Annotated in this window: 10 protein-coding genes and 1 other RNA gene; all 11 read right to left on the bottom strand. The window is 53.3% G+C overall.

From position 1 onward, the window contains the following. Window positions 1–54: 54 nt before the first annotated feature. Window positions 55–2535, bottom strand: coding sequence for a BsuBI/PstI family type II restriction endonuclease (locus ACQKP4_RS12390; protein WP_427633463.1), 2481 nt, complete (start codon window positions 2533–2535; stop codon window positions 55–57). A gap of 749 nt (window positions 2536–3284) precedes the next feature. Continuing rightward, a complete protein-coding gene (locus ACQKP4_RS12385) occupies window positions 3285–4415 on the bottom strand; it encodes a reverse transcriptase family protein (protein ID WP_427633461.1) in 1131 nt (376 codons plus the stop codon). 75 nt (window positions 4416–4490) lie between these two features. After that, window positions 4491–4742 (bottom strand): hypothetical protein, encoded by a 252-nt coding sequence (locus tag ACQKP4_RS12380; RefSeq protein WP_427633459.1) that lies wholly within the window; start codon window positions 4740–4742, stop codon window positions 4491–4493. Between the two features lie 823 nt (window positions 4743–5565). Then, complete coding sequence (locus tag ACQKP4_RS12375) at window positions 5566–7527, bottom strand: hypothetical protein (RefSeq protein WP_427633457.1); 1962 nt, start codon at window positions 7525–7527, stop codon at window positions 5566–5568. A 35-nt stretch (window positions 7528–7562) separates the two neighbouring features. Beyond that, complete coding sequence (locus tag ACQKP4_RS12370) at window positions 7563–7928, bottom strand: hypothetical protein (protein ID WP_427633456.1); 366 nt, start codon at window positions 7926–7928, stop codon at window positions 7563–7565. Further along, entirely contained in the window at window positions 7921–8370 is a 450-nt protein-coding gene (locus ACQKP4_RS12365; protein WP_427633454.1) for a hypothetical protein, read from the bottom strand. Before ACQKP4_RS12365 ends, ACQKP4_RS12370 begins: the two co-directional genes overlap by 8 nt. 6 nt (window positions 8371–8376) lie before the next feature. Then, complete coding sequence (locus ACQKP4_RS12360; protein ID WP_427633452.1) at window positions 8377–8829, bottom strand: hypothetical protein; 453 nt, start codon at window positions 8827–8829, stop codon at window positions 8377–8379. 494 nt (window positions 8830–9323) lie between these two features. Next, an RNA gene (gene ffs, locus ACQKP4_RS12355) (signal recognition particle sRNA small type) lies at window positions 9324–9420 on the bottom strand. Between the two features lie 133 nt (window positions 9421–9553). Continuing rightward, the gene (locus ACQKP4_RS12350) at window positions 9554–10720 is read right to left on the bottom strand and encodes a zinc-binding metallopeptidase family protein (protein ID WP_427633450.1); all 1167 of its coding nucleotides are present in this window, start codon (window positions 10718–10720) and stop codon (window positions 9554–9556) included. Window positions 10721–10901: 181 nt separating this feature from the next. After that, window positions 10902–13259, bottom strand: coding sequence for an NAD-dependent DNA ligase LigA (ligA, locus tag ACQKP4_RS12345; protein WP_427633448.1), 2358 nt, complete (start codon window positions 13257–13259; stop codon window positions 10902–10904). Window positions 13260–13378: 119 nt separating this feature from the next. Continuing rightward, window positions 13379–14233 (bottom strand): cell division protein ZipA, encoded by an 855-nt coding sequence (zipA, locus tag ACQKP4_RS12340; RefSeq protein WP_427633446.1) that lies wholly within the window; start codon window positions 14231–14233, stop codon window positions 13379–13381. Window positions 14234–14380: the final 147 nt, after the last annotated feature.

Raw genomic sequence — 14380 nt, 5'->3', positions numbered from 1 at the left:
AATATTGACAACTGGAAAACTTACGAACAAATATTCTATACGTAATACATTGTATCAGTGGGGACCCAAGAAACGGTCTCCATTGAAATGAATCATATGAGTTGGAGCATCTGCAACCCACACTTCTGTCTCCCAAGATATAACAGGCAAATACTTTACCATTGTCTTTCGATCTGGAAATGCCGTGACATAGACCAAACCAGGGGTGGCTTCTTTAAAAAGTTTAGCCAGCTCACTGTGCCGTTTACCATCCACAGGACCATGAGAGGTCACCGATTCGATTAATAGCAGCCAATCTCTCTCTGGCCAATAAAGCACCACGTCCGGCAATTTGCCTTTTCGGTCTACTTTAACGCCTAGCTCAGCAAGTCGGTCCTTATCAAAAAAATCTTCCTTAGCTCCGGTATCACCCAAGTAAATCACTTCGGCTCCAGGTGCGAACCTCGGCCCAAACTCGGCAACAATATCGTGAATTAGCTGGCTATGCGCACCCGGGCTTAACCGAATTTCAGTCTTGCCATTCAGAACCAAGGGTATCAAGGCCATTTCCCGCCCCATTGCATATTGCTCGGTCAATGTCTTAGAAACACTCAGCCATTGCGACACATGCTGATTCCAATCTTCGGTACCGAATTTTGATAGGACGTCATACACCTCGGATGCAATTTGATAGCAGGCATATGGGGAGTTCACTGCCCGATCAGGCTGATCTGGATTATACAAACATAACCCACCATCAACAAACTGATGCAATGTTTGGCGGCGGAATGTTTCACGTGTATTAGGTGCATACTCTTTTCCGTAAACATCTCGACACCAATCCATAATGGGGGTTACTCCCATCAGTGGTCGTTCGATATCTGCCCATGCCCCGTCTGGTTTCAAATTCAAAAGAGCTAGCAGCGTTAGTGCTGACCGCTCATTTTGCTGAGCACGTGGCAAGCCGAGAAAAATTAAAATACTCAGCGCTTGGTCAATTTTCTGCTGGGCGATAAGTGGATCGGTAATATGTCCAGACATATGATAAATCTCTTCTTCTATAAGGTCGTCGATTTGCGTCTGACTAAGATTAGCGCTGTCAACATTTCGCCCAATCCGCTGCAACGAATCGATATTTGGATAATTAATGTTTCGAAGATCAGTGGCATTAACTTGCGTATGCCCACCAAACATTCGATAATATTTATCAAGCAATGTGCAGTTCAAATAAACGAAGAGCCCTCTAGCAATCGAGGATTCGATACCAACTTTCTTTATATGAAATACATTCAAACCATTATCAAAACCTATTAAATCACCTGGTAGATGACTTTCATAAAGAGTGGCTACAATCCTACGACGCTCCTCTTTAGAGCTAAATCTACGAGTAATAACAAACGAACCTTCATGCACCCATAGCGATGATCTAGTTTTATCTGAAACAGCAATCGCATTTGGCTTTTTTGCGTCTTTCGGCCAACTTACTTCCAAACCAAGATGCATAGGATACAAAAGAGGAACTGAACTATCATCAATATTCTGCCGCAGATCATCCCTCATACGGAAGTCGACAACCGGACCGGTAGATACGGTTATCCCGAGTTCTGCCAAGCGAGATGTAAATACAGCCAATTTATTAATAATCGCCAAGTCACGATTATTCGCAGCAATATGAAAAAAACATTGTTTATCCTGTGGATAAACTATATTTTCGAAAGGAACCTGCCTCGTGGTCATATCAGATGCTGTGATAGTTCCTGATTCCACATGCAGATGGAAGTCAGCAGAAGGACTTGACGTGATTGTAACCACACCTTGCGGCTCCCCCTTAACAAGGTGAATTATAATATTTTCCTGCAAAACCTCATCGTCAGAGAACGCTGCATTTCTACTATCGAATATATGAATATGCCTAATAGCTGTCTCACGAACGATCAACTCCCTGAATGGCTGGTAGTAAGGCCCATTGCAGAATGACCTCGGAATGATTGCCACCAGCTCACCACCCTGGTGCAATTGCTTAATTGCCAAGGACACAAAACCGGAGTAGAGATTAACAGTTTCAATTCCGGCAGCACTCAAGCATTTACGGTGCTCGCTAGCAGTCGCTATTTTTTTGTAAGGTGGATTCATCAATACGTGAGTGTACCGCTGACCACCCAAGAGATCTAACGTTGAAAAAGTTGACAGGATGTAGTCTTCAATAATCAACTCGGATTCGAGCCCGACTCCAATTTTTTCAGTGGCACTTTTACAAAACCTCAATGTTTCATGCATATAAGGCTGAATATCACCTTCAACATCGAACGCCGTCACACTCAAAGAGTTCAATTGATCCCTATGAATAGCCTCATCAACAAATGCGGCAGTTAACGAACCCGGCCCACACCCAGGATCAAGCAGTTTCACATCACCAGATATTTTACCAAACAAGCTTGCCAGATATAAGCTTATGGGCCCTGAAGTAAAAAACTGGCCCAACGAAGATTTCTTGGCAGGATTCAACTTAGCGTTTGCTTGAACTCTAAGGTCATCAACTTTTTGTAAAATATTCAATGCTTATCAACTCAAAATCACATACTTTCATTAGCTACTTATCTGACTTGGGGCCTTTGGGAGCACCACGTAAGATCGAGCTGCACTATAACAAAGCGTGCCGCGAGCAGCATGGATTTCCGAAAGGCTCAGGATACCTACTCATCTATAGCTACAGACTCCCTTTCGCATCGCCCATGTCGAAGGTATTAGCAGATCAGCAAACGATACGAATTTAGGACAGAAGGCTAATTCGAGACCGGCACACAATGCTCCCGCTGTGCCTGCTTCCCTCCGAACCATACCAAGGAGCCACAGGCTGATAACTCCACGCAGACGTATCTGTTCGAAGTGGACAGCAACCGGGCCCAGTGCAAACCAGTAAGACGCGTCTCTGTGACCAACGTGTTCAAGGCGGTCGGTGAGAAAATGTGCCTGCAACTCGGCACTCACTCGATACGAAAGATTCGGGGCTGGCTGATGTACAACGGCTGCGTGTCCATCGTAGGCGCTGATGTAAGACTTTCAGTACAGCAAGCTCGGTCGGCTATCCCGGTGCATGATGATCAGCTTGGCATTGTTCTGGTGGGCCTTCCGCAAGTCGAGGCGTGTCGTTTCGAGTTCACACACAGCAAATCGCACTGTGCTCCAGCACCTCTACGAAGATGGGCATGCCCAATTCAAAACCCGTGTCATCGATCAAATCGTCTTCCACCACACCGCACACCAAATACTGTATATAAAAACAGTCTACTGACATACGATCCGGTTCAATCCATGGGTGATGGGTGGCAACTCTCCCACGGCAAAGGAGCATTTCGCTCTGCGGACTGGCCAGGACAAGAAGAAGCGCTGCCGGGGGAATCAGAAGCCGCAGCCAAGCAAGCGGTGATAGTTTGCTGATACCGTTCGAGCAACGGCGTTTGGTACGACCGCTTAACCACGTTGAGGCGAGCCTTTAATGCCTCGCCGTCTGGATGACCGCACGCCAAAAGTCTTCCTACCCGCCCCATTGCACGGTGATACATCGGTTCAAGGGCAGACCAATCCGGAATCGACTTGCTCATCACTTCCAACTCCCTGACCGCTGAACGTATACGCTTACGTTCCAATTTGGTTAGGCTTGGAGTGCTATTGAAGACGCTCAACCCTGTTACCGTGAGCGGTTGGTAAGTAGCGTCATCAGTCTTGATGCCTTGCCCACGAACACGCATGTGGAGCTTTGTACGCTTCTGATGACAGCCTTTAGCGGCCAACATCCCGGTGATGGTCGAAACAATGCCGGAAAGCTCGCTCGACGATGGCTCGCGGCTACAGGAGATAGTGATATCGTCAGCGAATCGAGAGTACTGGAAGCCTCGGGCCAAGAAGTCCTGCACAATCTTTGGTTCAATATCCCAGAAAATCAGGTTGGCGATGTAGCCACTCGTGCTAGCCCCTTGGGGCGCACTCCCGTCGCGGGTACAAATTAACGACAGCAGGGCCGCCACACACGCTCCAAAGCCAAACAGCCCGCGAAATAAGGCGTCCACTTGGCTTTTCAATATGGACGGGTAGAAGTTACGGATATCTTGGAGGATGACGTACCTTGCTCCCGCATGCGCATTCGCATTGCTATGAATGCTCCGTGGGGACTTAAGGTCCCTTATGCCTCCGTGAAGATACGCGGGGAAGATAGCTTTGGATAACACCCGGTCAACAAGCTTTCGCTGAACCCGCTTGAGTGGCTCGTGAGCATCATAAGTATCCCGCTTCTTACCTTTCTTCTCTTGAGGTACGTGGCGGTACATTCGGTCAGCACGGATCGCAAGGCGCTCTAGCAGACGTTCGCTTTCGCCCAGCGCCAAGGCTAATGCCTGGATACTGTGAATAGGCTTGAAAGGGTACGTAGGAGCATCCATATTCCGATCCCTAAAATGAAGAAAGGCCGATACTCAGATCGGCCTTTCAGAATTCGAATGATGTGATTTGTTGCGTCATGAGAAAATAACCTCAAGGAGCTTGCCTACAACCTCGCAGGCTCCATCCCAGTATTCCTGCTTACGTTCCCAAATCTCCAAAAGCGCTTGGCGAATCAGAAGCCCCTCCACCGCATAGCGGATTCGTTTCAACCGACTGCTTCTTCCTTCGTTGCTATGAGAACGCTCACTATCAACTGTAACGCGGGTGTCTTGGATATTGTGCTTTTTCAGAATAGTCCGAGAACGGACTGCTTTCTTCTTACGCATGGTTGTAGCTCCTTCGCCGGCGAAATTGCCGCCGCCAAAGCATTCCGGGCCGAATGGAACTTCCAAGACACCACTACAAACCACAGTTCTGCTTATTGATATTGATTTATCAATATCGATAAGCCGTCGCCGCCAAAAACATCGTCACCGTAGAATTCATCCGTCAACACATGCCAATTGCGTAAACCGAACAGCTTTACGTTAACGAGAAACACTTCGCCAGCGCATAAAGCAAACGCTAACGCGGAACACCTCGACAACGCGCGGTCCAAGCACGGGACACACACATAGGACGACCTAAGGGACTGAGTTGTTGCGGAGAGGTAGCTTTGAAGAACACCAAAGCCGGTCAGTTTCCCGACCACCAACTGCAAGCCCAGAGAATATTCACCATGTTTAAAGAGCACCTGGACGGTACGCCCAGCGACTTCCTTATACCCCTCGCCAAGTCGCTTGGCAATCAGATATGTCGATGTGCCATTAAAGGCCGAGGAGATCGCGGAAGTACTTCGACTTCCCTCGCATCACCCAAGGATGCTCGCGTAAACGATGCTACCTGAACGGCAAGGATCGCGAGAGTGAAATGGTCACGGTAAGATCGTCAGCACAGTGCACCACTAAGGTGTACCTACACGCTGTCACACTTTGAGATTTTTTACTGACAAATCCTTGTAAAATCAAGGACTTAGAGATAGGTGGCAACCCCATTAGCCACAGATACATGGCTAATCGTTACGAAGCATGCAACTCAGGATTATGGTTGTTGGAAAATTCGATGCTGGCTACTCCAGACGTAAACCGATGGCTGTGAAGGTCGGAATAATCAGTAACCATGCGACTCTCTGAACCCCTGGTTTTTGTGATAGTCGATCCATTCAACCACATCATATGGAATGTAAAGCTGAAGCTTGGCGCGGGAAATTGCGATATACACAGCACAGATTCGCTCATCAAACTCATAGGCATCCTGGAAACTCACATTGGTGAGCAGCTCGGGCGTCAGTAATACCTGATTGAACTCCATCCCACCCGCTTCTTCCGCCATCAACAATACGCAGCGTTTTCCGGGGCGGCCGTCCATCCTGTTCAACCGGGTCAAATCGGCAACGTTGAAGCCTTGTTCTAGCTTGGTATCAACCCAAAGAAAGGACTCATCGTACTGGTTGGCATCACGCACCTGTTGCCAGTCTGTCATGTCGCTGAAGTAAGGATGAGGCCCCTTTTCACTGTGCTCGGCACTATAAAAGTCCGGCTTGGACAGTTCAATGGCTGTGCCCATGAAATGCTTGAGATCATCCTGCGCCTCCTTACCCAGAAAACTGAACGCGCAGTTGGCATCGTGCAGGTGAATGGCCCACTTCATCATGTCCCAGCGAGACGCGGTTAGCACCACGCATCCTTCGGGCGGAACAAAACCTTGTGGGTAAAGCTGGATACCCACGTCAGCATTACGAGCACCTTCGAAGGGAACCTTGCTCTTCTCCGAGTGCAGAGAAATCAACGGATTGACTAACCGCTCGACATTACGGCCGGAACGCACCGAGTAGCTGATTTCGCTTTGTCGGACCTCACGTTTCCTTTTGACCAGCACACCACGGGTCTTTTGATACTCATCTCCCAAGGTGATTAGAACTTGGCGACCCCGCTCGAGAATTTGCATCAGCGACGGGGGAATGTCCTGACTTTCGTCAATGAGCACGTGCGTATAACGAGCGTCAACCATACAGCCTGCCAAGCTTGCTCGCTTAATCATCAACAAACCTTCAAACCCGGTTTGGCTTCCCCATACAAGGTTTGCCTCAAGATAGCCCCACAGTCGGCTCGAATACTCAAGAAGTACTCTTGCATCCAGACTAGACAACGCCTGCTTAAAATGAGGCAGATGCTTGGACGAAAGACTGCGATCCCTAGAGCGGCAAAAATGCTCAAGCACCTTGAGGCAGACATCCAATGTCGTTTGCGCATCGTGACGACGAAAACCGAGGATGTTTAGCTCGCGCGAAAGTGCTTGCTTGCTCAGAATCCTCGACGGCGTATTCGCAGGTTTTGGCCTCGGCCCATACAACAGAGTCTGGGCTAACACCTGAAAAGTCAGGCCTACTTTTCTGTCACGTCCTCCCGCCATACGCTCTCGGAGTGTTTCCAGCTTTGCAGGTGTGCGCGCCAGCAGCAACGTCCTTTCGGGTCGCAGATGCTCCATCAACGCAACTAACAAGTGGCTCTTGCCTATACCCGCGTACCCTTGAACATGCAGGTCTTCGTCCAGATTGGCACGAAAGGTTCTCACTAGCTTGTCTTGTGCAGGGCTCAACCAACGCTCACGGTGTCTGGGCGTCACCATCTGCTGACTGAAGGGATTGTTATCCGTATGGTGGCGAACCTTGAACTCGACGTCCCATTTGCCATCGGGTAGCAGGTAATCCCGTGCCGATACTTCATCGGCGAGAAGAAAACGTAAGTTCAAACTTTTAATGGCATTCAGACCGAAGTACAACTTCCGCGGATCGAACAGCCGCTGCGCCTCTGACAACAAACCTACAGCTGCCGACTGCCGGGAATCGACGGCCCATGCAATGAGCTTGGCCAAGACCCGCTCTACTGCGCCCGCATTAAGGTCTTTTTCTGCCGCTTGAGCCAGATTCTGTATGACCAACATCGCTGCTAGCTCTGGATCCGTCAGAACGCCAAGCGCTTTTGCACCATCGGCAAGCAACAAGCCCGCACAGGTTTCATCTGTAATGGGCAAGAACACAGGGCTAGATAAATCAAAATGTTCCGGGTGCATACAACCTCATAGCCAAGACAGAACACATCAAAAGATCAATCCTGGTCATACTCTTCATTCGTTTCAGGGTCATCTTCCTCTGGCTCATCCGCCTCCCATGACGCCAGTTTATCAATGACGCGCGCGACGCCATCACGGACCGGGAAGGTACGGCGGACATCGTTGAACCAACCTAAATCGACCAACCTGGAGCGGACCAGTTGAATGGGCACACCGAGACTGGCACTTAAGTCCGCAAGGATCCTGTGGGCGGTGATGATGTTGTATTGCTCATGGTCGACATAGATGACCCCATGCCCACGCCATTTGACGTCATAACGCGCAAGCAGCGGCCTCAGATGCTCCGCAAGCGTTTCCTTTACCATCCACTGCGAAATCTCTGCACCACTTGAGTCACTCATGGCCGCCCTCGTCGTTGACGCGAAGCTCGAAGTGATAGTCACCCAAAGTACCCGACATGCCTCCCGGGTATCTCCTGTCATCGCCCGTTACTTCAGTACCTTTCGCATTGATTAGCTTCTGCAACTCATAAACTGCTATTTCGAGTAGCTTACTAAGGTCTTCGGGACTATGTGCAGCCACGTGCAATTGCAGATCAAACCTGCCAGGAACATGGCGCAGTGAATGCTCGGGAAATGCTGCCCGATCAAAAGCCGGACGTTCTTCAACCTGATTGATCGTCGACCCACCGAGAATTGCAGCATGCTCATCATCCATGAGGTCCAGCACCCTCGATAGTTCCAGAGTCTTCTCCGGATGCAATTGCATCTGGTCCTTGATCTCCAAACGACGAATCTGCCACTCCCGAATCTTTTCTCGGGTCAAGTTGTCCATTTCATCCATTTTCCACTATCTCTCAATGCCAGGCGGTGAAGCATGCCCCACTTCAACCTCGCTAGCTGGCGCCATCTCCAGAATTTCTATTCGATCAGGAATAATCCCACTTTGTCGGGCTTTATATGACACAGCCTCGGGTGATGTGCACGCGGCACAGACCCCTACCTCTTCAGCGCCTGACAAGAGCCGCCCAGCCCACAGGCCAGAAGGTGCCTGGTAAATCTGAAGAACAAATGCAAGTTCGTCGTCGGTGTCGTCTTGTGCTTCTAGTGCTTCTGCAAGCTCGTTTAAAGCCGCTGCAAATCGGCGCATGTACGATATTTGGCCACTCAAGTCACCATGCCCGTAGGCCAACTCAAGCTCTTTGCTTGTCGGCTTCTTGTCATGAAAAACGCTGCCATAGTTGAGGCATGCATGCACCTCCTTCTCAGCCTGCTTCACCCATTTATCAGTGTCGCGCGTCATGACAATTCATTTCCTCGTTGCTTCTGCGCGCAATTTGCCAAGAAGGCATCTACGTTTTTCTGCGGCAAAGGATGAGTTGATTAGTGGGGCTTCGTCGGCTCTCCTACTAACGAAACCGGCTCGATGGCGGACATGTGTGCAGCGTTTCTTCCTAAGCGTTCGGCTGTTGAGATAGGAAGCACCGTCCGCGAAGCCTCATGAGTCGGCTTTATCGCGCATGCCACTGATCTTACTGACGAAAGCCTGCGGGACAAGTCTAAGCTTCCCGGCTATTCCTGTCGCCTGTGGTTCACAGAGCACGTCTTTCCAATGCTTTACGCATTCGCTGCTACCGGCATGAGTCTGTGATCGCTGCCAAACGGTGGAGAGATTGATGCAAGCACGATAATATGCCGCTTATGGTGCACCACTTAGGTGTACCTAACCGCTGTCACACTTCGAGTGTTTTGACTGACAAATCCTTGCAGATTCAAGGACTTAGAGATAGGTGGTAACCCCACCAGCCACACCCCGGCACACAATGTTCCCGCTGTGGCTGCTTCCTTCCGGATCTGACCAGGTTCACGGGTAATCGTTGCGGGGGGACCGATGGGGTCACCATAACGACGCTCACCTGACGGCGAGCCGCGCCATTGTACCTGTCTGAGACGAAGTTACAACCGTTCGGGCAGATTAAAAAATATGAGCGGGTTCAAGGACATGCGCAGACCTTGAAGCTCGGCGGCTATAAGTCCTGCAACACCTCATCCGCCCTGCCGCCCTCCTGCTGGATCACCAAGTGGATGAAGTGCAGTTTGGCAATGACCGACGGTGGCAGGACGAACGGATAGAAATCCGGCTGCCCCATGCTGCGCGACAGTTCATTGAGCATGCCGGCGAGTTCGATCCAGGCGTTGACGAACGACAGAAATGCCGCGCCGCCGGGATGCTGCGGATCGTAAAGGGTGCTCGATGGAAACGGCTGATAGTCGAAATCCATTTCCCGCGCGCTCATGCCAAACCCCAACGCCGTGTCCACCGCGTCCATCATGTGCAGGTAATGCGCCCAGGTTTCCGCCCAGTCTTCCCACGGGTGCATGGTCGCGTAAGCGCTGACGTTATGTTGCTGCCAGTCCAGCGGCGCGCCTTCCTGGTAATGCCGCTCCAGCGCCTCGGCGTAGCTGGCGCGCTCGTCGCCGAACAGCCCACGAAACGGTTCCAGCCAATGGCTGTTGGCGATCAACCGGTCCCAGTAGTAATGGCCGACCTCGTGACGAAAATGCCCGAGCAACGTGCGATACGGTTCGTGCATCTGCACGCGCACCTGCTCGCGATGCGCGTCGTCGGCTTCTTTGATGTCGAGGGTGATCAGGCCGTTGGCGTGCCCGGTGGTCGGCGGCTTGCCTTCGAGGTCGACGCCGATGAAATCGAACGCCAAGCCAGTCTGTTCGTCGACGGACTTGGGAATCACCTGCAAACCCAGACTGAGCAATTGCGCGACCAGCCGCCGTTTGGCGGTTTCAACCTTGCGCCAGCGCTCGTGATTCTCCGGGATCGACAGGTCTGGGATGGTGTGATTCAGGCTACAGGCGATGCACAACGCATCGTGGTCGTTGGCGGGGAGCAACCAATTGCACGCGGCCGGGGAGTCCAGATTGGCGCAGCGGCGCAACAATCCGGCCTCGGGATCGGCGTCGAGCAGCCAGGTATCGATAACCGGACCAGGTTGCAGCGATGACAAACGACTGTGCTCCGGCTGATAGCCTAATGCCGCCGAACAGGCCAGGCACTGGCTGTTGCCGAAGAACAGCGACTGCCCGCAGCGACACTGCCAGACCTTGCTGTTGCGCGAGCTCTCGCCGATGAAGGGCGCGGCGATACGCGAGCTGAGCTGTTCGAAGAAGCGGTACATGGCGATCTCTCCCTGGGGCTTGCCAAGACTAGATCATTGCGCCACAGGGATCGTTCCAACATTGTGTGGTCAGGTCTTAATGTGGGAGCGTGCTCGCCATAGCAGCAGATCGGTGAACATCAATGCTGAATGCAGCGACCCTATCGCGAGCAAGCTCGCTCCCACAGGGTTCACGCAGACATCACACCGAAATACCGTGATTCTTCAAGAACAGCACAAACGCCTCTTCATCCAGCACCTTCAACCCCAACTCATTGGCCTTGGCCAGTTTCGAGCCGGCGCCCGGCCCGGCCACCACGCAATGGGTCTTGGCCGACACTGAACCGGCGACCTTGGCGCCCAAGCTTTCGAGCTTGTCCTTGGCAACGTCGCGGCTCATCAGCTCCAGCGAACCGGTCAGCACCCACGTTTGCCCGGCCAGCGGCAAGCCTTCGACGACTTTTTTCTCGCTCTGCCAGTGCATGCCGAAGTCGCGCAATTGCTGCTCGGCCGCCTCGGCAAGCTGCCGGTTTTCTTCGACAGCAAAGAACTCGCGAACCGAATTGGCCTGTTTCTCCGGCAATGCCTGACGCATGTCCAGCCAGTCGGCAGCGAAAACCCCTTCCAGCGAACCGAACCGCTCAGCCAGTTTCTGCGCCCCGCCCGGCCCTACCGATGGAATGTGCAGCTTGTCGAGAAAGCCACCCAGCGTGGTGCTTGCCGCAAACTCGGCGCCCAGTTCGCCCTGATCCTGAATCTGCATGCCATGCGTGAGCAGGTCCTTGATCACCTGCCGGTTGTGCGCGTCTTCAAAGAAGCTGTGAATCTCGTGCGCCACTTCCAGCCCGACATCCGGCAAGTACGTGAGCACCTGCGGCAACGCTTGCTGAACCCGCTCCAGCGAACCCAGGGATCGCGCCAGCACCTTGGCCGTCTCTTCGCCGACATCGGGAATGCCGAGGGCGTAGATGAAGCGTGCCAGGCTTGGTTTTTTGCTGTCGTCGATGGCACTCAGCAGATTCTTGCTCGACAACTCGGCAAAGCCTTCGAGGTCGACGATTTGCTCGAACGTCAGCGCATACAGATCCGCCGGAGAATTGACCAGACCTTCATCCACCAACTGCTCGACGCTCTTCTCGCCCAGGCCTTCAATGTCCATCGCACGGCGCGAGACGAAGTGAATGATCGCCTGCTTGAGTTGCGCCCCACAGGCCAGACGACCGACGCAGCGATACACCGCGCCTTCACTGACGGTCTCGCGACCCTTACTGCGTTTGACCAGTTGCGTGCGTTCGACATGCGAACCGCAGACCGGGCATTTCTCGGGAATCTGCACCGCACGCGCGGTCTCAGGGCGCCGCTCCATGACCACTTGCACCACTTGCGGAATCACGTCGCCGGCGCGGCGAATGATCACCGTATCGCCGATCATCAGGCCCAGCCGCGCGACTTCGTCCATGTTGTGCAAAGTCGCGTTGGCCACGGTGACGCCAGCGACTTTCACCGGTTTCAGGCGCGCCACCGGTGTCACCGCGCCGGTACGACCGACCTGGAATTCCACATCGAGCAATTCAGTGAGTTCTTCCATGGCCGGGAATTTATGGGCGATGGCCCAGCGCGGTTCACGTGCGCGGAAGCCCAATTCCCGCTGGGAAGCAATGCTGTTGACCTTGAACACCACGCCGTCGATTTCATAGGCCAATGCGTTACGGCGCTCACCGATGTCGCGGTAGTAATCCAGGCATTCGTCGATGCCGTGCGCCAGCTTCAGCTCGCGACTGATCGGCATGCCCCAGGCTTGAAGTTGCTGCAGATTGCCAATGTGCGTGTCGGCAATATCGGCAGAAATCTGGCCGATGCCGTAACAGCAGAATTCCAGTGGACGGTTGGCGGTGATCTTCGAGTCCAGCTGCCGCAAGCTGCCGGCCGCCGCGTTGCGCGGGTTGGCGAAGGTCTTGCCGCCGACTTCCAGTTGCGTGGCGTTCAGGCGCTCGAAACCGGCCTTGGACATGAACACTTCGCCGCGCACTTCCAGGGTCGCCGGCCAGCCGCTGCCTTGCAGTTTGAGCGGGATATTGCGCACGGTGCGCACGTTGACGCTGATGTCTTCGCCGGTCGTGCCATCGCCGCGCGTCGCACCGCGCACCAGCACGCCGTCCTGATACAACAAGCTGACCGCCAGGCCATCGAGTTTTGGTTCGCAGCTGTATTCCACCGCTGCGCCGCCGCCAAACAAATCGCCAGCCGGCAGGTCCAGACCTTCAGTCACGCGACGGTCGAACTCGCGCATGTCGGTTTCTTCAAAGGCGTTGCCGAGGCTGAGCATTGGCACTTCATGACGCACCTGAGTGAACGCCGACAGCGCTGCGCTGCCGACACGCTGGGTCGGCGAATCACTGGTGATCAATTCGGGATTGGCCGCTTCCAGCGCCTTGAGCTCGTGGAACAACCGGTCGTACTCGGCGTCCGGAATGCTCGGCTCATCCAGCACGTGATAACGATAGTTGTGCTGATCGAGCTCAGCGCGCAGCTCTAGAATGCGGTTTTTGGCGGCGGTCATGGGTGTTCTCTCATAAAGCAAAAGAGCAGCCGAGGCTGCTCAATCTTCTAATCACGATAGCCTAAAGGCTTGGACTATGTAGCCAGGGGGCTAGCCCCTGGCCACAACAGCCATTTGAATCAACGCTTCTGGGTCAGGGCGCGGCGCTCGAATTCAACGATGCGCTGACGGTAGTGCTCGATCGTCTGTGCGGTCAGCACGCTGCGCTGGTCGTCTTTCAGTTCGCCGTTCAGCTCCTGGGACAGTTTGCGCGCTGCGGCCACCATCACGTCGAAGGCTTGCTTGGGATGACGCGGGCCTGGCAGACCGAGGAAAAAGCTCACCGCCGGGGTGCTGAAATGGTCGATGTCGTCCAGATCAAAGATGCCCGGCTTGACCGCATTGGCCATCGAGAACAGCACCTCGCCGTTGCCGGCCATGCTTTCGTGGCGGTGGAAAATATCCATCTCGCCGAAACGCAGACCGCTTTCCAGAATGTTCTGCAACAGCGCCGGGCCTTTGAAGCCGGCCGCGTCGCGGCAGATCACGCTGATCACCAACACTTCTTCGGCTTGCGGCTGATCTTTATCACTGACCGTCGGCGCAGGCTTGGTGTCGTCCGGGAAATCGTCGTCACGACTGCTGAAGCTCGGGCCGCCGTCCAGGTCAAGGCTGAGGTTCATGTCGCCTTGCGAGGGTTCGCCATGGCCACGCTTGCCGCGTTTGGAACCCGACTCACGGGGTTCACGGGCCGGCATGCTCACCGACGGCAGATCATGCTCGTCGAGCTGCGGTTCTTTGTGCGTATCCAGCACGCGAGGCGGGCCCAACAGCTCGGCGCTGGTGTCCTCGTCCGGCAGATTGGACAAACTTCGGTCAAGACGGAATTTCAGTTTTCCCTTGCCGCCGCGCATGCGACGCCAGCCATCGAAAAGAATACCGGCAATGACAATAATGCCGATGACGATCAGCCACTCGCGCAGACCGATTTCCATGTAATCCCGTGCCTCTATAAAAAATGCTGAAAAATAAGGGGTTTACAACTCGCAAACCGCTTTAAAACGTGGCGCCAACTCTATGTTCTGACAGGCGTTTTGCCCACGTATACGAAAAATTGACATTAAACTAGCACGACCAAAGGT

Origin of the sequence: Pseudomonas sp. NPDC086278 (genome assembly GCF_050280905.1) — a bacterium.
Classification (GTDB): domain Bacteria; phylum Pseudomonadota; class Gammaproteobacteria; order Pseudomonadales; family Pseudomonadaceae; genus Aquipseudomonas.
Note: the sequence above shows the minus strand (reverse complement) of the source record. Positions and strands in the feature narration are given on the sequence as shown.